Below are 25,730 nucleotides of genomic sequence, written 5' to 3'. Positions count from 1 at the left end.
TAGCTACACTTAACAATAGCGAGTCAAGGTCTCACGTAAAATTGCAATTGTTGTCGGTTTTGATAAACAATCATTCATCCCTGCATTAATACAACGTTGCTTTTCTTCTGCCATTGCATTAGCGGTTAATGCGATAATCGGTAAGTTGAACGCTAAACGTCGCAGTTCTTTGGCCAGCTGGTAACCATCCATATTTGGCATATTTACATCTGTTAAAATAATATCAACATGATGATTATCTAAATATTTCAATGCATCTAGCCCGTCTATCGCCGTGCCAGTAGTAAAGCCGATTGTCGCTAATTGCTCACTCAATAATACTCGGTTAATTGGATGATCATCAACAATCAATACATGACATTCACCTAACGAATGGTCAACGACTAATGGTTGATTTGCCATACTATTTTTTTGTGATTGTTCACTTGTTTTCATGATGGCTTTATCAATTAACATGGGTAATTTATCTAATTGATATGTATTATAAATCCATTGATTCTGTTTTACTTCATGGAGCTCGCCTGCATAACCACTTGATAGCTGGATATGATGTTCGTAGGCTATCTCCTCAACATGCTCATAATCGGTTATTAGCAAATCATATCTTTGTGTTTTATCTATTGTGCTATGGCTAACAACTGAAAATTGCTCATGACCTAACAGACGCAAAAGAAAATTCATTAAAAATTCATTTCGACACGAAATAGCAATGCGATAATGTGCACGATATTCTGGAATATTTTTCTTTGTATATTCTTGCCCATATAAAGGAATACGAATAGTAAATGAGCTACCAAGTCCAATCTGTGAAGTTACTTCAATATCACCATCCATGAGGTTAACCAGTTTTTCACAAATAGCTAAACCTAGGCCTGTTCCTTTATGACCCAAATTATTTTGCCCATAAACTTGAAAAAATGGATCAAATAACTGCATAACCACTGCCTGGGTCATTCCAATCCCTGAATCACGGATTTCTATCTTTAAATAGTTTTCATCTTTCCAAACATAAAGCAACACAAAACCTGATTCCGTAAACTTAATACTATTATTTACAATATTAGAAATCACTTGTTGTAAACGAACTGGATCATTCAAAATGAGATCTGGGATGCTGGGTTCAATATAGGAATATAATGATATTTTTTTCTTAGTCACTAATGGCAAGTAGTTCGCTAATACAAACGCAAAAACTTCTCGACAATGAAACAATTTGCTTTCTATTTTCAATTGTTTAGATTCAATTTTTGAAAAGTCTAAAATATCACTAATAATCTGTAATAAAAGCGATGATGAATTATCCATAGTTGAAACTAAGCGTGTTGCTTTCTCTGATAATTCATAACGTTGTAGTAACTCTATATTACCAATAATTCCATATAATGGTGTTCTTAATTCATGGCTAACAGTCGCCAAAAACATTGATTTAGCATGGTTAGCTTGTTCAGCTGCATCGGCTACATCCTGCAGTGATTTTTCCATTTTCACACGAATGCTGATGTCAATTAATACACAAATAGCGACATCTTCATTTTGATATCGTGAGTTTACAAAGCTAATTTGCAAGTGTGTGCCGTTGGTTGTCACTACATCGATATAATTGCTCGTTTTCTGGCGGATGATTGTCAATATTCGCTGTTTATCATCATCATTTAATAACCGAAAATAGTCATGGGCTAATTCATTACTGAGAATATTACCGCCATCAGTCAATCTTAAAATAATGATACCAACAGGTGCTGATGCTACAATTTTATGGTTGAATTGCTCATGTTCCTCGAGCCGTATCGCGGTGTTTTCTGCAGGTTCAAGCATTTTCCGTTCAAGTAACCAAATTAAAAAGAAAATCAATCCCCCTGTAAAAATATTTAGGACAATACCGTAAAAGATAGCATTTTCTAAACTCGCTAATATTTCAGACGTCGCAATTGAAAAAATGACGGTAATTTGAGAAGGTGCTAACCGTTTTTTGAAAATTAATTTTGAATAATCTGAGTTAAAACCAAAAAATGAAGGCTCAGAAATATTGAGCAGCGCTGAGCCTTTAGGATTGATATCTATAGGAGAATATAAAACAGGTTGGTTATAATCGTTAATTATCAATATTTCGATAGCTTTATTTCGGCGTATGTTAAATTGATTCAAATTAATTGTACGCTCTAACCCAATAAATGCAGGCAGCATATTGTCGTGCTTGATTGCCTGAATTAAGTAAAGCTGCCCATAATCTGGCTGTACACCATGCATAATGGTAAATAATTTACGCTCTTTGCCTTGTAGCCTTAAACCTTGGTAAGTCCGTACGCTTTCGTAGCTGACTTTTTTTAGTATTTCGATATCCGATATAGTAGATCGAATAGGGTAATCCACCAGACAATAACTTTTCGAACCAACTAAAAAGACATGATTTAAAGCTTGAGGGGCAGCAATACTATCTTTCCAAAAATAATTTAATTGCTCAAAAGCCTGCAAATAATTTTCCGCTCTATCCCTAAAATAATCACAATCTGTATTCGATGTTAATTTATAGAAAGAGTAATTAGATGCGTTCGGTAATTCCAGAAACTTACTTGGAAGATTATTTTCATCTGTCGATTCTTGCAACTTTACTCTATATAGCTCAGTCATCGATTGAATCGAATTCAGCGTCGCTCCCGTTTGTTGAATATACGCTTGTATATTTTCATGCCCGGAATAGAACTGTTGACGGATATCAGATTTGTATTCATTAAACTGCGAGTAAAGGAAAAATAGAGTGATAAAAACGCCCATGCCCCACAACATCAAGCCGAGGATACGAAATAAATCCCGAGAAAGTCTAAGTGATGTTTTAAACGAGGGTAAATATCTCAAGCGCTTTCCTGTACATTCGATACTATGACTGCTAATTATACTCGATTATATGATAAAAAAGCGACAAACATGAAAAGTAATAAAACAAAGACATTTAGGCTAGAAACTAAAACGGGCAGCTAATTATGCTGCCCGTTCATTAAATTAAACGTCGTGATTACTCTTGATCGTCGATACTTGCATCATCAACACCATTTTCTTCAGTGTTTTCATTTGCATTTTCATCATCAATGTTTTCATCATCATCCGTTTCAGCAACGCGCTGCAAACCAACAACTTTTTCATCTTCAGCAGTTCTAATCAAGGTAACACCTTGAGTATTACGGCCAACGACGCTCACTTCAGACACGCGTGTACGCACTAATGTCCCTGCGTCTGTGATCATCATGATTTGGTCAGTTTCATCAACCTGAATCGCGCCAATTACATGCCCGTTTCGCTCACTCACTTTAATGGAGATAACCCCTTGAGTTGCACGAGACTTAGTTGGGTACTCAGCTTCTTCAGTACGTTTACCGTATCCGTTTTCTGTCACCGTTAAGATATGCCCTTCACCACGTGGAATAATCAAAGAAACGACTTTGTCGTTATCCATTAATTTAATACCACGCACCCCTGTAGCGGTACGTCCCATTGGACGGACGGCATCTTCAGCGAAGCGCACAACTTTACCTTGAGCTGAAAACAGCATAACTTCGTTTGAACCATCAGTTAAATCAACACCGATCAGCTCATCACCGTCATTCAAGTTAACCGCAATGATACCTGCGCTTCTTGGACGGCTGAATTCTTGTAAAGGTGTTTTCTTAACGGTACCACTCGCAGTTGCCATAAAGACATTGTAACCCTCTTCGTACTCACGCACTGGCAAGATAGCTGTAATTCGCTCATCTTGTTCAAGTGGCAATAAGTTAACGATTGGGCGACCACGAGCACCACGGCTAGCCTCTGGTAATTGGTAAACTTTCATCCAATACAAGCGGCCACGGCTTGAGAAGCACAAAATGGTGTCATGCGTATTGGCCACCAAAAGGCGGTCAATAAAGTCTTCGTCTTTAGTTCGTGCTGCAGATTTACCTTTACCACCACGGCGCTGTGCTTCGTAATCAGACAGAGGCTGATATTTCACATAACCTTGATGCGATAATGTCACCACCACATCTTCTTGGTTGATCAAGTCTTCAATATTGATATCTGCAGTATTTTCAGTAATTTCTGTACGACGAGGGTCGTTATAAGTATCACGAATAATTTCTAATTCTTCGCGGATCACTTCCATCAAACGTTCAGGACTACGCAAAATAAACAGTAATGCTTCAATTTGTACTAGAAGCTCACGGTACTCTTCCAGTAATTTTTCATGCTCAAGACCCGTTAATTTTTGGAGACGTAAATCCAAAATAGCTTGAGCTTGTTGCTCAGTCAGGAAATATTGCCCTTCATGAACACCAAACTGGGGCTCTAACCACTCAGGACGAGCGGCATCATCACCCGCACGCTCTAACATTGCAGCGACATTGCCCAGATCCCAAGAACGTGCAATCAACCCTGCTTTCGCTTCTGCTGGCGTTGGTGCTTTACGGATCAGTTCAATAATTGGGTCAATATTGGCAAGAGCAATTGCCAGTGCTTCAAGGATATGAGCACGATCACGCGCTTTGCGTAATTCGAAAATCGTACGACGAGTGACGACTTCACGGCGGTGACGCACAAAAGCAGCAATGATATCTTTTAAATTCAGTATTTTCGGCTGCCCTTGGTGTAGAGCTACCATATTGATACCAAAAGAAACTTGCAATTGGGTCAAGGAATATAAGTTGTTCAGTACAACTTCACCCACCGCATCGCGTTTGATTTCAATAACAATACGCATACCGTCTTTATCAGACTCGTCACGCAATGCACTGATACCTTCAACACGCTTGTCTTTAACTAACTCAGCAATTTTTTCAATCAAGCGAGCTTTATTCACTTGATAAGGGATTTCGCTGACAATAATGGTTTCGCGACCATTTTTCTCATCGACTTCCACTTCAGCGCTTGCACGGATATAGACCTTGCCACGCCCTGTGCGATACGCATCAATAATCCCACGACGGCCATTAATAATAGCTGCGGTTGGGAAATCAGGCCCTGGAATGTGTTCCATTAAACCATCAATGCTGATGTCTTCGTCTTCTATATAGGCAAGACAACCATTAATCACCTCCCCTAAATTGTGAGGTGGGATATTGGTTGCCATCCCAACAGCAATACCTGACGACCCATTAACCAAAAGGTTTGGGATTTTCGTTGGCATAACTTCAGGAATGTGCTCTGTTCCGTCATAGTTAGGAACGAAATCAACGGTTTCTTTTTCAAGGTCAGCAAGTAGTTCATGGGCAATTTTCGCCATACGGATTTCCGTATAACGCATTGCCGCTGCGGAGTCTCCGTCAACAGAACCGAAGTTTCCCTGACCATCAACCAGCATGTAACGCATTGAGAAAGGCTGAGCAAGACGAACGATTGTCTCGTAAACAGCGATATCACCATGTGGATGGTATTTACCGATGACGTCCCCAACAATACGGGCAGATTTTTTATAGGGTTTATTCCAATCATTTCCCAATACATTCATCGCATACAATACTCTGCGGTGTACTGGCTTCAGTCCATCTCGAACATCTGGAAGTGCACGGCCGACAATAACGGACATTGCATAATCCAAATACGAACTTTTAAGCTCTTCTTCGATATTAACTGGTGTGATTTCTCTGGCAATCTCGCTCATGGAACCACTGTCCCTCATAACTTCGGATTCAAAGAGTAGAACTATACCACAATTCGCCAATTTAATAAAAATAAGAGACGGGTATTTGTCTTCCAAGCTATGTATAATAGCGGAAAATTAAGTTTATGTGTCCGAAACTTGACGGTTTATCAATTAATCACGGCAATAATTACATTATTGTTTATATTTTAGCCATCAATTCTTATCGGGCCACTATTTCCCCCCGACTTAACATAGTTTAAATATCACTATCGTTAATAGGCCTTCGGGTTATAGGTTAAAAATAGGAGCTTCTTTGTATGAATGACACCCAAACCCCAACTTACCTCAACGTCGATAAGCAAGAAATTGAAAAATTTGAGTCCATTGCTTCACGTTGGTGGGACTTAGAAGGGGAGTTCGCCCCACTACACCGCATCAACCCATTACGCTTAGGTTATATTATGCAGCGTGTAGACGGCGTTTTCGGTAAAAAAATTCTTGATGTTGGCTGTGGTGGTGGCATTTTGTCCGAAAGTATGGCGCGCGAAGGCGCGGAAGTGACTGGCCTTGATATGGGGGCAGATCCATTAATGGTTGCTCGCTTGCATTCTCTTGAGTCCGGCATTCCGGTTGAATATGTACAAGAAACCGTTGAACAACACGCAGACAAGCACCCACAAGCCTATGATGTTGTGACCTGCATGGAGATGCTTGAACATGTTCCTGATCCTCAATCTGTCGTTAGAGCTTGCGCTAAATTAGTGAAACCTGGCGGGCATGTTATTTTTTCTACCATTAATCGCAACAAAAAGGCATGGTTGATGGCAGTGGTTGCTGCTGAATATGTGATGAAAATGGTTCCAAAAGGCACCCATGATGCGAATAAATTTATTCGCCCTTCTGAATTGATTAGCTGGATTGATGGAACACCATTGAAAGATAAACATATCATAGGGTTACACTATAACCCATTAACGGATAAGTTCTGGCTTGGGCCAAATGTTGATGTAAATTATATGTTGCATACAGTCAGTGAATAATCACCTAGTCGTGAAAAGAATAAATCACAAGCAGTACGTTTAAGAAAGCAGCAAACGATCGCATTTTACAAAATTTATTTTAATCCTCATGTCGGAAGCATTTTTTTTATTAATGCCTTTTACCATGCAGCTTACCGACATGATCATTTTTCTTATCCAACCAGTTATCCACAAGAACTCGCTAATTTGTTCACTTGATAAAATCACATATTAACATTATCTTGTTATGGTATTCTAAACAAACTACTACATATAGTGGTACAACAAAACATAACACAACTAGTCTCATGGCATTACACCATGAGCTTTTTTATGTTTATTTTAAACTATTTGTAGTTCAACCAAGGTGTACTTGCTCATGAACCAGAGTCTGTTAGTCACAAAGCGTGATGGACATAAAGAACGCATTGATCTCGATAAAATCCACAAGGTAATCACCTGGGCTGCCGAAGGCCTAAGTAACGTATCCGTTTCTCAAGTGGAGTTACGTTCACAGATTCAGTTTTATGATGGGATCAGAACTTCTGACATTCACGAAACGATGATCAAAGCAGCAGCCGATTTAATTACGGGTGATACACCTGATTACCAATACCTCGCTGCTCGTCTTGCTATTTTTAACTTACGCAAGAAAGCCTATGGTCAGTTTGAACCGCCTACATTATATAAGCATGTTAAACACCTCGTTGAAATGGGGAAATATGACAAGCATTTGCTGGAAGACTACTCTGAAGCAGAGTTCGAGCAAATGGATAGCTTTATAGACCATTGGCGTGATATGAATTTTTCCTATGCTGCGGTAAAACAGCTTGAAGGGAAATATTTAGTTCAAAACCGCGTTACCGGTGAAATCTATGAAAGCGCACAGTTTTTATACATTTTAGTCGCTGCTTGCCTGTTTTCACACTACCCAAGAGAGACGCGTCTTGATTATATTCGCCGTTTCTATGACGCAGTTTCAACATTCAAAATTTCATTACCTACGCCTATTATGGCGGGGGTACGTACCCCTACACGTCAATTCAGTTCCTGTGTACTGATTGAGTGTGGCGACAGCTTAGATTCTATCAATGCAACTTCAAGCGCAATTGTGAAATATGTCTCACAACGTGCAGGGATTGGGGTAAATGCGGGTCGCATTCGTGCATTAGGCAGCCCAATTCGTGGCGGTGAAGCGTTCCATACTGGCTGTATTCCGTTCTATAAGCACTTCCAAACTGCGGTTAAGTCTTGTTCGCAAGGTGGTGTTCGTGGTGGTGCAGCAACCTTGTTCTACCCGATTTGGCACCTTGAAGTTGAAAGCTTATTGGTACTGAAAAATAACCGTGGGGTTGAAGGTAACCGTGTTCGCCATATGGATTATGGTGTGCAACTAAACAAGTTAATGTACGAACGTTTGATTAAAAACCAAGACATTACATTATTCAGCCCATCCGACGTTCCAGGTCTTTATGACGCCTTTTTCGCAGATCAAGACGAATTTGAACGTTTATATGTGAAATACGAAAAAGATGAAAATATTCGCAAATCAAGTGTTAAAGCGGTTGAGCTATTTTCATTAATGATGCAAGAGCGTGCGTCTACAGGCCGTATTTATATTCAAAACGTTGACCACTGTAATACACATAGCCCATTTGACCCACAGGTTGCCCCTGTTCGTCAGTCTAATTTATGTTTAGAAATTGCGCTGCCAACCAAACCATTAAATAACATTAATGACGAAAACGGTGAAATTGCACTGTGTACGTTATCAGCGTTTAACTTAGGTGCGATTGATAGCCTCGATGAATTAGAAGAGCTGGCAATATTAGCTGTTCGTGCACTCGATGCGCTGCTTGATTACCAAGATTACCCAATCATTGCAGCTAAACAAGGCTCAATGGGACGTCGTACACTCGGTATTGGCGTGATTAACTACGCTTATTATCTCGCGAAGCACGGTGTTCGTTATTCAGATGGTAGCGCGAATAACTTAACGCACAAAACATTTGAAGCTATTCAATATTATCTATTGAAAGCCTCGAATGAGTTAGCGAAAGAGCAAGGTGCGTGCCCATGGTTTAACGAAACAACCTATGCACAAGGCGTTTTACCTATCGATACCTATAAAAAAGAGCTCGATAAGTTAACGAATGAGCCGTTGCATTATGATTGGGAAGCATTACGCCAAGAAATTAAACAACACGGTCTGCGTAACTCGACGCTGTCTGCATTGATGCCTTCAGAAACATCATCACAGATTTCTAACGCAACCAATGGTATTGAACCACCACGTGGTTATATCAGTATTAAAGCCTCTAAAGATGGTATCTTGCGCCAAGTAGTGCCTGATTACGAAAGTCTGAAAGGCGCTTATGAGCTGCTATGGCAAATGCCTTCAAATAGTGGCTATTTACAACTCGTTGGTATCATGCAGAAATTTATCGACCAGTCGATTTCTGCTAACACAAACTATGACCCGACTCGTTTTGAGAACGGCAAAGTACCAATGAACCAATTGCTAAAAGATTTATTGCTCGCCTATAAGTTTGGTGTGAAAACACTTTACTACCATAACACCCGCGATGGGGCGGAAGATGTTCAAGGCGATCTGGAAGAAGTTGTTGAGTCAGCGGATTCCGATTGCGAAGGCGGCGCGTGTAAAATTTAATAGGAATTGTTATGTCACATACATATACAACGTTTTCACAGAAAAAGAATGACCAAATGTTGGAGCCGATGTTTTTCGGCCAACCCGTTAACGTGGCGCGCTATGATCAGCAAAAGTACCCTATTTTTGAAAAGCTGATTGAAAAACAATTGTCGTTTTTCTGGCGCCCTGAAGAAGTTGACGTGTCGCGCGACCGTATTGACTACAATGCGCTGCCAGATCACGAAAAACATATTTTTATCAGTAATCTGAAATACCAAACGCTGCTGGATTCTATTCAGGGCCGCAGCCCTAACGTGGCGTTATTGCCACTGATTTCGATTCCTGAACTGGAAACTTGGGTTGAAACGTGGGCGTTTTCTGAAACTATCCACTCACGTTCGTATACACATATTATTCGTAATATCGTGAATGACCCTGCTATTATTTTTGACGATATTGTTGAAAATGAAGAAATTTTAAAACGTGCTAAAGATATTTCGGGTTTTTACGATGATCTTATCGAAATGACCAATTACTACCATATGTTTGGTGAAGGCACACATACTTGCAATGGCAAACAAGTCACTGTTTCTCTACGTCAATTGAAGAAGCAACTGTACCTGTGCCTAATGAGCGTTAATGCGCTTGAAGCCATTCGTTTCTATGTTAGTTTTGCCTGTTCGTTTGCGTTTGCTGAACGCGAACTGATGGAAGGAAACGCAAAAATCATCAAACTGATTGCACGTGATGAAGCGTTGCACTTAACGGGTACGCAACACATGTTGAACCTGTTACGCTCAGGGCAAGATGACCCAGAAATGGCCGAAATCGCAGCAGAGTGCGAGCAAGAATGTTATGACTTGTTCGTTCAAGCAGCAGAGCAAGAAAAAGAGTGGGCTGACTACCTATTCAGCGAAGGCTCGATGATTGGTTTAAATAAAGATATTCTATGCCAATATGTTGAATATATTACGAATATCCGCATGCAAGCAGTCGGTCTAAAATTGCCATTTGAAGCACGTTCAAACCCAATTCCATGGATCAACGCATGGTTGGTGTCTGATAACGTACAAGTTGCACCTCAAGAGGTTGAAGTCAGTTCTTATTTAGTCGGGCAAATTGACTCTCAAGTCGATACCGACGATTTGAGCGGCTTTGAACTATAAGCATGGCAAGCCATAAAATCACCCTGCGGTTAACGCAGGGTGTTCAAGTCCCCTACCATACCGAAGTTCATTCGTGTTTGCTGGAAGCCTTAGAAGACAGCCGTATTCCTGTAGAGTACCAATGCCGAGAAGGCTACTGTGGTTCATGCCGTGTGACATTATTGCAAGGGAAAGTGGGCTACAAGCAAAAGCCGATTGCATTTGTGCAAGATGGAGAGATCCTGCCTTGTTGTTGCCACCCGCTTTCTGATATTGAAATTGGTTAATCATTAACTTAATGAATGATGGAATTCAAGATCCCTGCAACAAATCCCTGCAACAAAAAGTATAAAACCTGACTTCAAAGCATCTGACTTAGCCCCACAATGCGGCTAAGTCACTTTAATAATAGAAAAATCGACAATATGCATAGACATTATTTTATTGCTGGTATTTTTATATCCAGATCATAAAGCCTTAAAATAGAAGGCTCATCTTCAACCTCTAAAAATTTAAGCCTAACCTTGGATGCTGCATTTTTGGGAACACTGATATCCTCTTGCTTGCCCGATAAATAGGATGTAAAGCCATCTTTATCTAAGATATAAAGGTTATTTTTATCTTCAAGGTTTGTTAAACGAGCCGCTGAGTCAGACTTATTTTTAACGGATAGTGTTAATAAATACTCGTTGTCCGCCACTTTTTCAGATGTTAATACCTTTACATCAATATATTTATTTAGGTTTTCTATATCGTAAATTATAATTGCGCCATCAACACTACTTCCAGATGTCCTCCCCTCGTCAATCCCTTCTTTTAACCCTGACAACGCATCTTTACTTGAGCTTGTTATTGAAGATGTTATTGATTTTACGCTACTTTTAATTGTGCTTGAATCGTCAGTATTAGCAAATGCCCAAGCAGATGTAAACAGCAACATATATGCAAATTTTTTCATGTTTATCCCAAAAAGTTTACTTACGTTATTTTTATAGTTTAAGTTAATTACAACGAATAATAGTTAGTCTTAATCTGAGATTAGCTCATAGTCATGAATGAGTATTGGTTAAAATCAATCATTCAAGTAATCAAACAGATACGAAATAATAGCGAGCACAATGGTAGTTCCAATCGTAATATAACTTTCTTATTGTATAGGCTATTTAAGCGATATATTGAACCCTGAACTCACTGTGAATTTAGCGTACTTATTTAGTATGCTTTTATAAGACATTTATTGATAAAACATGGCAATCATTGTGGCCACTAACGCTATTACAAGGTAATAGGTCTTATGATGAACGATTGTAAGACTACCGATAAAACTGTCTTACAATCGTTGTGATAAACCGAGGGTTAAACCTTATAAATAACCGTACATCGCTGCAAATATCCAGCCAAACACACAGGATACACCCACCCCGATTAATCCAGGAAGAATGAAGCTGTGGTTAATAACAAACTTACCAATTCGTGTAGTACCTGAACGGTCAAACTGAATTGCCGCAAGGTCACTTGGGTAAGTTGGTAAAATGTAATACCCATAGCACGCAGGTGCGGAAGCGATAATATAAGCCGGGTCAACACCAATCCCTAACGCAATGGGGACGACAGCGGCCAATGCGGCTGCCTGTGAATTAACAAACTTAGAGACTAATAATAAGATGACGGCATAAGCCCAAGGGAAATCTTTTACTAAAGAACCTAACGTTCCTTTAATTTCATCCATGTGAGCACCGAACATGGTTTCTGCCATCCACGCAATACCATACACTGCGACAATCGCTATCATCCCTGAACGGAATACTTCGTTCTTTGAAATTTGCCCTGGGTTGGTCTTACAGATAATGATTATTAGCGCACCAGCTAATAACATAAACATCTGAATGACTAAAACCATAGATAACGGCTTACCATTAACTAGAGGTCTTAGCTCTGAGAATGCACCAAGTAATGCCACAACTGCGATAGAGGCTAAAAAAATCCACATCGCGACCCAGTTAATTTTCGGTAATTTTGTATTCAACAGTGTCACACTGTCACCATAGACGTAATCATGGTTTTCAGGCACTGAAATAAACTCTTGGAATACAGGGTCTTTATCGAGATCTTTACCTCTAAACCAACTAAAAATACCAATCGCTAAAATACCAATTAATGTCGATGGGATAGTAATTGCCAATAAATCAAGGAATTCAAGTGACTGGCCATTGATTGTCACACCATTTAGCATTGCTACTAATGAAACAACGGCCACTGAAACTGGACTGGCGATAATCCCCATTTGTGCGCCAATACTACTCGCAGCCATTGGCCTTTCAGGGCGAATATTATTTTTAATCGCTGCATCGTAAATGATAGGTAAAATTGTATACACCACATGCCCTGTACCACACAAAATGGTTAAGATACATGTCACAAAAGGTGCCACAATAGAAATGTACTTAGGGTTTTTCCGCAGTAGTCGTTCTGCAATTTGTAGCATGACATCCAAACCGCCTGATGCTTGCAACGTTGCTGATGCGGCAACAACAGCAATGATAACAAGCATAACATCAACAGGCGGTTTTCCAGGCGGTAAACCAAAGCCAAAAACTAAGATAACTAGGCCAACACCACCTAATAGCCCGAGTGCCATTCCCCCTTTTTTTGCCCCATAGAATAAGCAAACAAGGATAATGGCGAGTTGAATCATAAAGTCCATAGTTCCATCCTTTATATATATGTTTACATATATTATCGGGATGATTTTCAAGCATTAATTTGATTTATGATAACTTCAAAATCAATTTACTTTTATTTTTTATGCTTTTATTTTGACCTCATCACATAATTTATATTAAGTAACTGACATACTACCCAGTTACCTACCACTTTCATAAAAATCAATCAATTACCACACCATTTTTAACAACTTACCCCATATAAATTTACCTTTAGCCACTTTAAATCATCATTTTTTCTTTACTTTATTAACGCTGCTATTGTCTTTCATTTCCTACCTACCTGATTAGAGGTGTAAATAAAAGATTACACCTTCTGTAATTTACATTTGACAGCGAACTTGCGATCGCATAATCTGCATCACTTGTTAATTATTCAAATTCAATTAGAGGAACTTGTGAAGAATCGTACGCTTGGCAGTGTGTTAATCGTTGCAGGGACAACAATAGGTGCAGGGATGTTGGCAATGCCACTTGCCGCTGCGGGAGTCGGTTTCACAAGCATCGTCTGCTTGCTTGTTGGATTATGGATGTTAATGAGTTATACCTCATTACTATTAGTCGAGGTGTATCAACATAACCCTGCGAATATGGGTTTAGGCTCTGTTGCTAAAAAATATCTTGGGCCTGTTGGACAGATAGTAACCGGACTGAGTATGCTGCTATTAATGTACGCGCTAACAACTGCTTATATCGGTGGAGCGGGCGTATTAATTTCAGATAGCCTATCTTCATGGTGGGGAATTAAAATTTCAACCGATACTGCCATTATTGCATTTACCATTATTGGTGGTGCAATTGTCTGTATTGGTACGCATTCAGTCGATTTTATTAACCGAATTTTATTCACGGCCAAAACAATTTTTTTGGTGATCATGTTAGTTGTGATGATGCCGCATGCTGAAGCCGTGAATTTAAGCACTATGCCAATTGAAAAAGGCCTTATCCTTGCTGCCGTTCCCGTTATTTTTACTTCTTTTGGTTTCCATGGCAGCGTGCCTAGTTTAGTTAACTATATGAATGGGGATGTGCGCAAGTTACGCATGATTTTCATTACCGGAAGTGCAATTCCTTTAGTCGCTTATATTCTATGGCAAATCGCAACATTAGGTTCTATTCCATCACAGACTTTTATCGGGATCCTAGCTCAGGAATCAGGCCTTAATGGGTTACTCACAGCCATTCGCGATGTTGTCGCTACGCCTCGAGTCAATATTGCCGTTAGCTTGTTTATGGATTTAGCGTTAGCCACATCCTTCTTAGGCGTTGCATTGGGTTTATTTGATTACCTCGCTGATTTATTCAAACGGAGCAATCATTTTATTGGTCGTGTACAAACCAGCTTGCTGACTTTTGTTCCGCCATTATTGGCCGCCCTATTTTTCAGTAGTTTCGTACAAGCATTAACGTATGCCGCTGTTGCACTCTCGGTCTTAGCGCTGATTATTCCTGCACTACTAACATTCCGTGTTCGCAAATTAGAAACTCAAGGTGGGTATCAAGTTAAAGGCGGTACACCTATTTTAGCCCTCGTGTTGGTATGTGGTATCGCTGTAATTGCTATCCAATTTTCGATTGTTGCCGGTTTTTTACCAAACGTTGGCTAAATATCTGCCATATTAAGTATACGACCAGTCCCCAAGCATTGATTTATCAAGATTGGGGGCTTCCCCCCTTGAAAACCAAATTAATTATCTAAATTTAATCTATTATTCATTACATTTAAAAAACTTCGTTCTGTTATTTCGACACTTGTCAGAAAATAATTCTGAACAGACAACCTAATCATTTTACCGTATCTTCGCCATATTGCGGTCTTCATGAGGTGAATTAGGTGAAGAAAAAACAAGTATCCAACATTCATGATGCGGCTTTTAAAGGCATCATGACGAATATCGAAAATGCACGAGATTTTTTTGATATCTATTTGCCTGCACAAATAAAATCATTGTGTGACTTCAATACGTTATCACTTACAAATTCCTCATTTATTGATGAGCAACTCCGCTCGCGATTATCAGATGTGCTATATTCAGTAGAAACAACGCAAGGAAAAGGATACCTCTACCTTTTAGTTGAACACCAATCAACGCCCGATAGACTGATGGCATGGCGTCTGATGCATTATGCTTTTTTAGCCATGAATCAGCATATGCAACAAGGAAATAAGAAATTGCCCCTTGTCGTCCCTATCCTTTTCTACCATGGCGGTCGTTCGCCTTATCCTTATACCCAACTTTGGACTGACTGTTTCCCTTTCCCTGATATCGCTAATAATCTTTACACTCAACCATTTCCTTTAGTCGATATAACTATCATAGATGATAATGAATTAGTTAATCATCGAAAGATTGCAGTAATGGAATTAGCAATGAAACATAAGCACTTACGGGATGAATTTCAACAGGTACTCCCGCTCTTGGCGCAAGCACTCAATAAACACTATAATAGCGATAATGACATCATTACTATTATCAATTATCTGTTCATTGCTTTAGATTCTGCTAATTTCGAACATATCATTCAGGCATTGAGCGAAAAAACAGAAAAACATAAGGGAGCTATTATGAATATCGCACTGCGTTTACAGAACAAAGGCCGCCAAGAAGGCAGAGTGGAAGGTCGCCAAGAAGCCCAAATAACAATGGCACGCCACCTTCTTAAGAATGGTATTAGTTTGGATATTATCGTTGAATGCACTGGACTAAGCCGCGAAATACTCATGTCTTTAAATAATACTAAACAAGGTTAGTTTCTGGTGGATACCTCTTTGAGTTATTTTCTGTTGGACTAAAGGCATCACAGCCAGCTCCTAGCCATGCAACGACTAGGAACTGTAGATATATCACAACAACTTAGAAAGATAGCCCTGCACCAACATACCAGCCATCGGCAAGTTTATCGCTACTATTACCATGCGTCCCTTTCATTTCAATCAAGCGATATCCTGCATCAATAGATAAAGGCTTGAATACCGTATAGCGCGCACCAGCTTTAGCTTCGACATACGATTTGCTGCCAGAAGTCAGTTGTTCTGGAGCACCGTAAGCTTCACCGTAAATATTCAGTGAAGGCAGTGCCTGCCAATTTAACCCACCACCAACAGCTAATGCAGCACCGCTACTATTATGATCGGGAGATAAATATAACCCCTTACCACCAACGAATGCAGAGAAAGGCCCTACAGGTAAGCCAAATGTGGCACCAATACTTCCCGTTTGTCCATCATGGTCACTACGAGCCCAAGAACCATTAAATGCTAACCCTGCATTTTGGTTACCTAACCCCGCAGACAGCTCAGTAAAATGTTCACCTGCTTGTGCACTGACTGAAACTGCATGTGCAGTACCTACGAATAATGGTGACATCGCTGCTGCCAATAATAATTTGCGCATTATTTTATCCTCTTGATATTATTACCTATGAATATTACGCGAATCTCACCTTATTTTCAGCCATTCTTACCTAGATTTACGCTATAGCCTCGATAAAAGCCCACTTTATTCATTACAAAATTTCACGTATCAAAAAATTTAGTGCAAAAAAGTGCGATAAATACGCATTTTTCTACTTGTAATCACAGTAATTGGTTATATTAATTAGATAATCAATTCCATAATAACTATACTGAATTACAAGTTTATTGTAGTAGTGTTTTTTATTTTTTACAAAATATTAACTTATTAGTTAGGTTTGTGTAGTCATTTAATCCAAACAAAGGAGCATTGTGATGAAAAAGAAAGGCCTTACTACCGCCTCAGGCGCCCCGGTCGCCAATAATAATAATGTGATGACAGCTGGTAAACGTGGCCCAATGTTATTACAGGATGTTTGGTTTTTAGAAAAGCTTGCCCATTTTGACCGTGAAGTGATCCCTGAAAGACGCATGCATGCAAAAGGTTCTGGTGCTTTCGGTACGTTTACCGTAACCCATGATATTAGCCGCTATACTCGTGCAAAAATTTTCTCTGAGGTGGGCAAAAAAACAGAAATGTTTGCTCGCTTCTCTACCGTTGCAGGTGAACGTGGTGCTGCCGACGCAGAGCGTGACATTCGTGGTTTCGCATTAAAATTTTATACTGAAGAAGGTAACTGGGATATGGTGGGTAACAACACCCCTGTATTCTATTTCCGCGACCCATTAAAATTCCCTGATTTAAACCACGTAGTGAAGCGTGACCCTCGCTCTAACCTGCGTACAATGGAACATAAATGGGCCTTTTTCTCTCAGTTACCTGAATCTTTACACCAATTAACCATTGATGCGAGTGACCGTGGTATTCCACAAAGTTATCGTCATATGCATGGATTTGGTAGCCATACATACAGTTTCATTAACAGTAATAATGAACGTTTCTGGGTCAAATTCCATTTCCGTTGCCAACAAGGCATTGAGAATTTGTCTGATGAACAAGCTGAGCAATTAGTTGGTAAAGACAGAGAAAGTTCACAGCGCGATCTGTTTGAATCAATTGAAAAAGGGGATTTCCCACGCTGGAATTTGCAAGTACAAATTATGCCAGAGAAGGAAGCCTCTCAAGTTCCTTATAACCCTTTTGACTTAACTAAAGTTTGGCCACATAAAGATTATCCATTAATTGATGTCGGTTATTTTGAACTTAATCGTAATCCAGATAACTATTTTGCAGATGTAGAACAAGCAGCTTTTAGCCCTGCTAACGTCGTTCCGGGTATTGGTTTCTCACCGGATAGAATGTTACAAGGTCGCCTGTTCTCATATGGGGATGCCCATCGTTATCGCCTTGGTGTCAACCATCATCAAATCCCAGTGAATGCCCCACGTTGCCCATTCCATAATTACCACCGCGATGGTGCAATGCGCGTTGACGGTAATAGTGGCAACCACGTAACCTATGAGCCAAATGAAGCAAGTCTATTCCAAGAACAGCCTGACTTTAGCGAACCGCCATTAACTATTGAAGGTGCAGCTGACCATTGGGATCACCGTGAAGACCAAGACTATTTCAGCCAACCACGTGCATTATATGAGTTATTAGATGATGCAGAACACCAACGTATGTTTAAACGTATTGCAGGTGAACTCATTGACGCGACAGAAGCCACGCAAGTGCGCCAAATCGAGTTATTTAAACAAGTTCATCCTGAATATGGCGCGGGTGTTGAAAAAGCGTTGAAAGCACTAAAATAGTGTAATTCATTAAGTGGTGGGGGTAACCCCGCCACTATTTTGTCCTATACTTTTATTTTCGCTAACAACCACTTTTTCACTTGTTGCCTAGAGACTTTTATTCCCCCCGCTTTCAGTTCGGGGTCTAAATAATAAAATGCTATAGGATATTGGTATGGAGCGAGTTTATCTTTTAACCAATCCGCCAGCTGATTCAAATCCACTGACTTATTTACTTCAACAACCGCGACAGGACGTTGCCCAAACTGCACATCCTCAATGGGTATAATAAAACTTTGGCTTACATCAGGGTATGAATTGATTACTGACTCGATATCTTCGGGTTGAACACATTCCCCACCACTGATAAATAAATTGTCTAGACGACCAATGATTTGATATTCACCATCAATAAATACCCCTTTATCATTCGTTTTGAACCAGCCATCAATACAATTTAAAGGCTTGATATTCCCATCAAACCAATACCCCAGCGCTTGACTATTTGATTGGATCTGAATTTCATCATCCAAGATACGAATTTGCTTACCTTTTAAGGGTAAACCCACACCTTTCTTACCATCTGCGCGTTTAGCACAAACTGTAGAAGCCATTTCTGTCATGCCATAGCCGCTCCAACAAGCAATACCGTGTTGTTGAGCAAGATCCGTTAACGTTGAAGGAATACTGGCTCCCCCCAATAAAACAGCTTTTAGCGTAAGCTCCGCCACCCGTTTATCATTTAATAACCGCCATAACTGGGTCGGTACCAAAGAGGCATGAGTAACTTCATGTAATGCTTGAGCCAAAGGAAGATTTTTGACCGCAAGTGAGCCACCCTTAAGAAGCCAGCGCCAAACAATACCTTGCCCAGATACATGAAATAACGGCAGCGATAGTAACCAACAATCTCCTTGCTGGTAATTCATCAAATTAACAACACCTGCTGCACTATTTAAGTGCGCAGCGACACTGTGAACAGCGGCTTTAGGTAAGCCTGTCGACCCCGATGTTAAAATCAATGTGGCAGGCTGCTGAATAGCCTCTTGAAAAACAGTCGGAGCAACCTCTTCATCACCAATAAAATGATAATAGAGTTGATAATCTAAATTACGATAATTTGCTAATGAATTTGATTCATCAGTAAAATCGATGACCGCACTAACATTCAGATGAGGCAATAATTCTGCTAACAACCGTTCAGGGAGACGGGGGTTTAACGGTAAGACACGAGCACCACACGCAATAAGAGCTAGCTGACTCAGTAATAACTCAACTGAATTTTTCCCACGCAGAACGATACACTGCCCCTGCTCTACACCTTGCATTGAAAAGTAAGTACTGAGGTCAGTAATTTGTTGGCTGACACTTTCCCAAGTTAGGCGTTCGGAGTCGGTCACTAAGGCAATTGAGTTAGGATGAAGATTGGCCCAATGCTGCCAAGGCCAATCTTTAAAGTCATCTAGTTCTGCCATACAAGCGTTAAATCATCTAACTGCTGAAGCGGAATATCACATTGTGGCCAAGGCCGTACCAATTGAGATTGAATAAGCGATACAGTGTCTAAACCAGGAATGGTATTTGGGGTTAACCAGTGTGCTATACGAGCAAGTTGTGTTAAACCAAAGCTACTTTCAATGGATGAGCTGATCACTGCTTGTAACCCTAAGCGATGGGCCTCTTCCGCCAAATAGCGGCAATAAGACAAACTGCCTGTCAGGGTCGGTTTAATCACAATCGCAGACACCCCTTCTTGTGCCTCTACCATAAAGCCTTCTTCACGTACACTTTCATCCCAAGCAATGCTAATGCCAGTTTCTGCTGCAAATTGCAGTGACTCTTCACGGGTTTTACACGGCTCTTCCAAAAAAGCGATTCGGTTACGGTAGTCAGGGTTAACATATTTTGCAAAACCGTCGGCTTTTGCTCTAGTCCAACTGCGATTTGCATCCAGACGCAATTTCAGTTCTGGAACGGCCTCGAGTAACAGGTTAACCACCATACCATCACGAACAGCTTCATATAAACCGACTTTAACCTTAGCGACTTTCTCACCTTCCATTGCATCAAGGCTTAGGATTAAATCGTCAGGATCACCACTACATAAAGGCGCTTTGCGGTAGTCCGCTTGTTCAGGAAGCTCCCCTGTTAGCTCCGCGATAGCACAACTACAGCCAAAAGCCACTGAGGGTAATAAACTATTAGAAATTTTGCCTTCTTTCACCCATTCATTCAGTCGTACAATAGTTTCGGCAGTGGCCTCTTCTAATGTTTCACGGCTGAATTCAGGTAGAGGCGAAATTTCTCCCCAACCTTCGTTATCCCCATCTTGTAAACAGACCAAAAGCCCATCACGCGTTTTTAACCGCTGATAACGAAGGATAACGCCTGCCTCCATCGGCAGGCTGAACGAATAAATCTTGGCTTTACGCATTATGGGTTACGCTTATATTTAGAGAAATCAGGCGCACGTTTTTCATTAAAGGCGTTACGGCCTTCTTGCCCTTCGTCTGTCATATAGAACAACATAGTGGCATTACCAGCCAACTCTTGCAGACCTGCTTGTCCATCACAGTCCGCATTTAACGCTGCTTTTAAGCAACGCAGTGCCATCGGGCTATTTTCTAGCATTTCACGGCACCAGCGCACCGTTTCTTTTTCAAGATCTGCATATGGGACAACCGTGTTAACCAAGCCCATATCTAATGCTTCTTGTGCATTGTATTGACGGCATAAAAACCAGATTTCACGTGCCTTTTTCTGCCCAACAATACGAGCCATATAAGATGCGCCCCAGCCGCCATCAAATGAACCGACTTTTGGGCCCGTTTGACCAAAAATTGCGTTATCTGCCGCTATCGTAAGGTCACACATCATATGTAACACATGGCCACCACCGATAGAAAAACCAGCGACCATCGCGACAACAGGTTTTGGACAAGTACGAATTTGGCGTTGGAAATCTAATACGTTTAAGTGGTGCGTGCCGCTTTCATCACGATACCCGCCGTAGTCACCACGAATTTTTTGGTCACCGCCTGCACAAAATGCTTTTTCACCTTCACCGGTTAGGATAATGGTTCCAATATGGTCATCATAACGTGCGTCGGAGAGTGCTTGGATCATTTCTTTCACGGTTTGTGGACGAAAAGCATTGCGCACTTCTGGACGGTTAATCGTAATTTTAGCTATCCCTTCAGGAGACTTATGATAGCGAATATCTTCAAACCCTGTAGAGCAATCTTGCCATTCAATTGGTGCGTATAATTTTTCTTCGCTTGGATAAATCATTATCAGATTCCTTTAACCACAGTGTGATAAAAAATGGTGTAGTGCAGTGGCAAAGCCCATAGGGTTTTCCCGATGTGCATTATGCCCTGCATTTTCAATCAGCGTTAACGGCAAAGCATATTGTTGCGAAACGCTTCGAAACTTTTGGTCTTTTTCGCCACAAAAATAGCGATAAGGACAGGTCAATTTGCGCAATTTATCCGCTAATAAAGGTTGCTTTGCTAATGATGTATTTTCTAGCATAGCAGCAATACTTTGCGGGTTATTTTGTCGACGTAATTGAATTAAACGTTGGCGCTGGGTCACCGACAAATCAGCAAATACAGTTTGTTGATACCAGTCATCTAACACTTCTTCAATCGGCTCTGAACGAAAACGCTGCGCCCAAGCCGCATCATTAGCAGCTCGAGCAATTCGTTCTTTTTCATTGACTAACCCCACATTCCCACCTTCAATCACTAAACCTAATAGTCCGTTAGGTTGATAGTAGCAAGCAAAATGCATCGCCAGCCGAGCGCCTAGTGAATAGCCAACTAAGTAGTATTCATTAATTTGATGATACTGTAAAAGTGCGCTGAGTTGTTGATCAAAATGTGAAAAACCTAGGCAGGGTTCTGAGTGAGAACCCCCATGACCGGGTAAATCGACAGCTAACGATGGAAAAGCGCATGTTTGCTCAATCACTGGTAGCCAATCATCCGCACTACCTAACAAACCATGTAAGTAGATTATCCAAGGAGCGGATGAAGCAGAATGATAAATCTGTGCGGATAACATTACAGTTCCACAACTTCATTCAATAGTTGTTTTAAAGTACGCGCACCTTCATCACTTGGCACCTGTAACTCCACTAGCAAGGTGCCCTGTTGACGATGCCAAAATTGTTGTACGGTTTCTTTTAGTGTTCCCCAGTCTGTCGGAGCACAATATTGTAAGCCAAACATCTTCGCCGCTGGCTCGAAACTGACATTTTGCGGCATACAGTAATAATTTTGTCTTGCTTCGTCTGGTGTGGGTAGCATAGAAAAAATCTGCCCACCATTATTATTCACAACGATAAGCACTGTTGGCGCTGAAGGTTCTCTCAATAGCGCCAAACTATTCAAATCGTAGAGTGCAGAAATATCCCCAACGATAGCCAATGTTGGCCGTGCGGTTGCCCGCTGAACTCCCGCCATGGTAGAAATCAAACCATCAATACCACTCGCGCCCCGGTTGCTATACACCGGATAACCCAATGGAAGTTGTGCCAACGCATCCACCAAGCGGACAATTAAGCTATTACCAACAAACAGTTGGCCTCGAAGAGGCAGTAGTTCAGGTAATTGGTGTGCCACCGCGGCTTCTGAAAACTGGTCATGTAACTGTTGGTGCACGTGATTTTGGGTTTTTTGCGCTAAAGTCAGCAGCGATTCACACCACAAACTTCTCGGCTGCGCAGGATGGTTATCTAGCCAACCTTTAATTGAGCAAGTTAGCTTTCTACCCATATGATTGGCTGGGTCTAGTCGCTGAGGTATTGAGTCGATAATCCAATACTCTTGCGGCTCACAGTTGGCTTGCCATTGTAGAAGCCGCTTTCCCGTTAAGCTTGAACCAAACTGGACGACTAATTCTGCGTCTTCTAAAATAGACTGGGTTTCTGGATGTTGCAGCCATAAGTCTGCACATGGAAAAGGTTGTCCGGTTTGTGACAGCACATCACCGAGTACTGGCCATCCGAGCTCTTGAGCCCATTTAGCGACGAACTCTCCTTCACTTGCACTCATTCTACCCGCAATCACAACGCCTTTTTTCTGACGCCAGAAATACCAATCAGCAACTAATGCCACCGTATTCGTCAGCGGTTCACTTAACCAAGGATGATTAGAACTCCACCATTCACCCAGCGTTTTTTGCCACTCATATTCCCCATCCATATCACCATACAATGGTTCTGCAAATGGGCAGTTAATATGAAATGCGCCATGGTGTAGTTGATTCATGCCATTATCAATCGCGGTTACCAACCACTTCGCTGAAATATCTTGTGTCGGTCTTGGCAACATTAATGATTGAGCTGGATGGGAAGCAAAGATATGTGCTTGTCGAATAGCTTGATTAGCACCGCAATCAATTAATTCAGGGGGTCTATCTGCTGTAAGAAAAATAACCTTCTCACCGGTTAAACCCGCTTCAATCAATGAGGGGTAAAGGTTCGCGACTGCCGTACCAGAGGTCACTATGACCCCAACAGGCTCACGACTGGCCTTTGCTAAACCTAGAGCTAAATGCCCTAAACCACGCTCATCAAAATGGGTATGGCAATGCAATTTCCCATGGCTAATGGCGGCAAGGGTCAACGGTGTCGAGCGCGAGCCGGGCGCAATACAGATATGTTTCATTCCGTGGCGAGATAGCGCTTCGATAATCACTTCAGCCCAACGGAGATTAAAAGCAGAATTCGACATAATATGCTCAGCAAATTATTAGTTATCAATTAGTTTAGACTGGCTGAAATAAATTTCTTGATCTCAGAACAATTTTTGGTGAACTAATTGAAATAAAAAGAAAATAACCATTTTTATTTTATGGTTTTTCGTTATTTCCAAATAAAGACTTTAGCCCAGCGGCTTTATTCTCAATTTCTATCCACTCTTGCTCTGGGTCTGAACCACTGACAATGCCAGCGCCTGAATATAATGAGACATGGGCGCCCTCTATCTGTGCACAACGTAGAGAGACCGCGAATTCACTTTTATCTAAGCTAATAAACCCGCCTGTTCCGGCATACCAACCGCGAGAGAACGGTTCATTTTTTGCTAAAAATTGCCGTGCAACCTTTCGTGGCAAACCGCAGACCGCTGCTGTGGGTTGGAGACGCTGCAAACAATCGCTATCAGAAGGGCTAACTAATGTCGCAACAATTGAACGGTAAAGGTGTTGAATTTTTCTCAAGCGGATCACTTTTGCTGACGATACATCAACCCCCGTCACTGCGCCTTGTAATTGTTGGCAAATATCATCAACAACCACTAAGTTTTCATGTTGGTTCTTTTTATCTTCCATCAACCATTTAGCGTACTCCGCTGCGACCACATCATCAGGGTCATTAGCGACGGTTCCCGCTAAGGCCTCTGAGTTCAGTTGTTCGTCTTGACGTAAGTATAAACGTTCGGGTGTTGACGAAATAAAACCTGAATGCGCGCTGAAGGCCATCATAAAATGGTAACAATGGTGATTCACCTGCTGACTTTGTGCTAAAAACTCAGCAACCGCAATTGGCTTAGACAGAGTCAGTTTTGTTTCCCTTGCCATAACCACTTTTTCCATTTTTCCTGACTTCATGTCATCAATAGCGCAATTTAATAAACGGCACCATTCATCATGCGTAGGAATATGTTCCTGTGCAGTAATATCGGCGTCAAGAGTCAATGTCACTTGAGAAGCGGATTTTAATTGCTGTAAAAAATGGATAGCATTTAACCTATCTTCTTCACCTTCTATATTGACACTAACGCTAATCGTCGAACGTAACCGATGAATTTCAATGCGAGGCAAAAAACAAAAAGTTGCTTGGCGTTTTATCTCTTCAGGGATACCATCTCCAACTGCATTCCAACCATTAAGCCCCCATAGACGCATCTCTGGCATATCAGGATATTGTGATAAAAAAGCTTGTGCTGTATCTATCGAATCAAAGGACTTCACCATCCCAAGAGCACTGCATTCTTCGGCTCCTGTCCGTTGATACCAGTAAAATTGTGGGTAGCTTTCTTGCACCGACAGCCATGCAAGACCAGGGAAAGCGGTTTGCGCATCTAACTGCCAGACAAAACGAGTATACGCTTTGGTTTTTAGTGTCAATGTAGACAAATGGTCCAAAATTTCAGTTATCAGTTGATCAATTTTTTTATAGTTCACTTTAGATTCCCACTGCTACATCACACAAATTTACTACGCGTTATTATATAGCGCAAAACCATTTTTTAATACATTGATGACTAACAGTAAATGCTATATCACCCGTTCAGTACTAAAAGCAGATTATCTGCAATAAACAGGTTACTTTCAGTACATCACTATAATTATCGCTTATGACACAAATAACGATAACCAAGAGAAATTACCTCAAGACAAACCTGCTTACATGAATAGAGGCT

At 40.9% G+C, this 25,730-nt stretch carries 18 protein-coding genes; 7 read left to right on the top strand and 11 right to left on the bottom strand.

Annotated features, from left to right (window positions below):
• Positions 1 to 9: 9 nt before the first annotated feature.
• Both rcsC and gyrA read right to left on the bottom strand, forming a co-directional pair.
• Positions 10 to 2,853 (bottom strand): two-component system sensor histidine kinase RcsC, encoded by a 2,844-nt coding sequence (gene rcsC, locus PR809_RS04985; RefSeq protein WP_272524457.1) that lies wholly within the window; start codon positions 2,851 to 2,853, stop codon positions 10 to 12.
• A gap of 157 nt (positions 2,854 to 3,010) precedes the next feature.
• On the bottom strand, positions 3,011 to 5,626 hold the full coding sequence (gene gyrA, locus PR809_RS04980; protein WP_102137662.1) for a DNA topoisomerase (ATP-hydrolyzing) subunit A: 2,616 nt from the start codon (positions 5,624 to 5,626) through the stop codon (positions 3,011 to 3,013).
• Between the two features lie 299 nt (positions 5,627 to 5,925).
• Between gyrA and ubiG the strand changes: the two genes are divergently transcribed.
• The 4 genes from ubiG (at position 5,926) to yfaE (ending at position 10,712) form a co-directional block, all read left to right on the top strand.
• The gene (ubiG, locus tag PR809_RS04975; RefSeq protein WP_102137661.1) at positions 5,926 to 6,648 is read left to right on the top strand and encodes a bifunctional 2-polyprenyl-6-hydroxyphenol methylase/3-demethylubiquinol 3-O-methyltransferase UbiG; all 723 of its coding nucleotides are present in this window, start codon (positions 5,926 to 5,928) and stop codon (positions 6,646 to 6,648) included.
• Between the two features lie 358 nt (positions 6,649 to 7,006).
• On the top strand, positions 7,007 to 9,298 hold the full coding sequence (gene nrdA, locus PR809_RS04970; protein WP_166264591.1) for a class 1a ribonucleoside-diphosphate reductase subunit alpha: 2,292 nt from the start codon (positions 7,007 to 7,009) through the stop codon (positions 9,296 to 9,298).
• Positions 9,299 to 9,309: 11 nt separating this feature from the next.
• A complete protein-coding gene (gene nrdB, locus PR809_RS04965; RefSeq protein WP_102137659.1) occupies positions 9,310 to 10,446 on the top strand; it encodes a class Ia ribonucleoside-diphosphate reductase subunit beta in 1,137 nt (378 codons plus the stop codon).
• Positions 10,447 to 10,448: 2 nt separating this feature from the next.
• On the top strand, positions 10,449 to 10,712 hold the full coding sequence (gene yfaE, locus PR809_RS04960) for a class I ribonucleotide reductase maintenance protein YfaE (RefSeq protein WP_102137658.1): 264 nt from the start codon (positions 10,449 to 10,451) through the stop codon (positions 10,710 to 10,712).
• Between the two features lie 149 nt (positions 10,713 to 10,861).
• On the opposite strand, the gene PR809_RS04955 is transcribed toward yfaE, so the two are convergent.
• Positions 10,862 to 11,383: a hypothetical protein gene (locus tag PR809_RS04955; protein ID WP_206276256.1), complete on the bottom strand. Its 522-nt coding sequence runs from the start codon at positions 11,381 to 11,383 to the stop codon at positions 10,862 to 10,864.
• Positions 11,384 to 11,788: 405 nt separating this feature from the next.
• Positions 11,789 to 13,129 (bottom strand): anaerobic C4-dicarboxylate transporter, encoded by a 1,341-nt coding sequence (locus PR809_RS04950; RefSeq protein ID WP_102137656.1) that lies wholly within the window; start codon positions 13,127 to 13,129, stop codon positions 11,789 to 11,791.
• 477 nt (positions 13,130 to 13,606) lie between these two features.
• Here PR809_RS04950 and tyrP point away from each other — a divergent pair, with 477 nt between their 5' ends.
• Both tyrP and PR809_RS04940 read left to right on the top strand, forming a co-directional pair.
• On the top strand, positions 13,607 to 14,755 hold the full coding sequence (gene tyrP, locus PR809_RS04945) for a tyrosine transporter TyrP (protein ID WP_231068718.1): 1,149 nt from the start codon (positions 13,607 to 13,609) through the stop codon (positions 14,753 to 14,755).
• 227 nt (positions 14,756 to 14,982) lie between these two features.
• Positions 14,983 to 15,900 (top strand): Rpn family recombination-promoting nuclease/putative transposase, encoded by a 918-nt coding sequence (locus tag PR809_RS04940; protein ID WP_166264584.1) that lies wholly within the window; start codon positions 14,983 to 14,985, stop codon positions 15,898 to 15,900.
• A gap of 103 nt (positions 15,901 to 16,003) precedes the next feature.
• Here the strand turns inward: PR809_RS04940 and PR809_RS04935 are convergent, their stop codons facing one another.
• Complete coding sequence (locus PR809_RS04935; protein WP_206276257.1) at positions 16,004 to 16,543, bottom strand: YfaZ family outer membrane protein; 540 nt, start codon at positions 16,541 to 16,543, stop codon at positions 16,004 to 16,006.
• A gap of 335 nt (positions 16,544 to 16,878) precedes the next feature.
• On the opposite strand from PR809_RS04935, the gene PR809_RS04930 reads away from it, so the two are divergent.
• Positions 16,879 to 18,318: a catalase gene (locus tag PR809_RS04930; RefSeq protein ID WP_206276258.1), complete on the top strand. Its 1,440-nt coding sequence runs from the start codon at positions 16,879 to 16,881 to the stop codon at positions 18,316 to 18,318.
• 44 nt (positions 18,319 to 18,362) lie between these two features.
• On the opposite strand, the gene menE is transcribed toward PR809_RS04930, so the two are convergent.
• The 6 genes from menE to PR809_RS04900 form a co-directional block, all read right to left on the bottom strand.
• Positions 18,363 to 19,772: an o-succinylbenzoate--CoA ligase gene (menE, locus tag PR809_RS04925; RefSeq protein ID WP_102137651.1), complete on the bottom strand. Its 1,410-nt coding sequence runs from the start codon at positions 19,770 to 19,772 to the stop codon at positions 18,363 to 18,365.
• Positions 19,760 to 20,731 (bottom strand): o-succinylbenzoate synthase, encoded by a 972-nt coding sequence (menC, locus tag PR809_RS04920; RefSeq protein WP_166264576.1) that lies wholly within the window; start codon positions 20,729 to 20,731, stop codon positions 19,760 to 19,762. Before menC ends, menE begins: the two co-directional genes overlap by 13 nt.
• Entirely contained in the window at positions 20,731 to 21,588 is an 858-nt protein-coding gene (gene menB / locus PR809_RS04915) for a 1,4-dihydroxy-2-naphthoyl-CoA synthase (protein ID WP_004912212.1), read from the bottom strand. Before menB ends, menC begins: the two co-directional genes overlap by 1 nt.
• A gap of 12 nt (positions 21,589 to 21,600) precedes the next feature.
• Entirely contained in the window at positions 21,601 to 22,365 is a 765-nt protein-coding gene (gene menH / locus PR809_RS04910; RefSeq protein ID WP_206276259.1) for a 2-succinyl-6-hydroxy-2,4-cyclohexadiene-1-carboxylate synthase, read from the bottom strand.
• On the bottom strand, positions 22,365 to 24,038 hold the full coding sequence (menD, locus tag PR809_RS04905) for a 2-succinyl-5-enolpyruvyl-6-hydroxy-3-cyclohexene-1-carboxylic-acid synthase (RefSeq protein WP_206276260.1): 1,674 nt from the start codon (positions 24,036 to 24,038) through the stop codon (positions 22,365 to 22,367). Before menD ends, menH begins: the two co-directional genes overlap by 1 nt.
• Positions 24,039 to 24,156: 118 nt before the next feature.
• Positions 24,157 to 25,491: an isochorismate synthase gene (locus PR809_RS04900; protein ID WP_102137647.1), complete on the bottom strand. Its 1,335-nt coding sequence runs from the start codon at positions 25,489 to 25,491 to the stop codon at positions 24,157 to 24,159.
• Positions 25,492 to 25,730: the final 239 nt, after the last annotated feature.

The sequence above is a fragment of the Providencia sp. PROV201 genome, from assembly GCF_028479545.1.
Lineage (GTDB): Bacteria > Pseudomonadota > Gammaproteobacteria > Enterobacterales > Enterobacteriaceae > Providencia > Providencia huaxiensis.
Note: the sequence above shows the minus strand (reverse complement) of the source record. Positions and strands in the feature narration are given on the sequence as shown.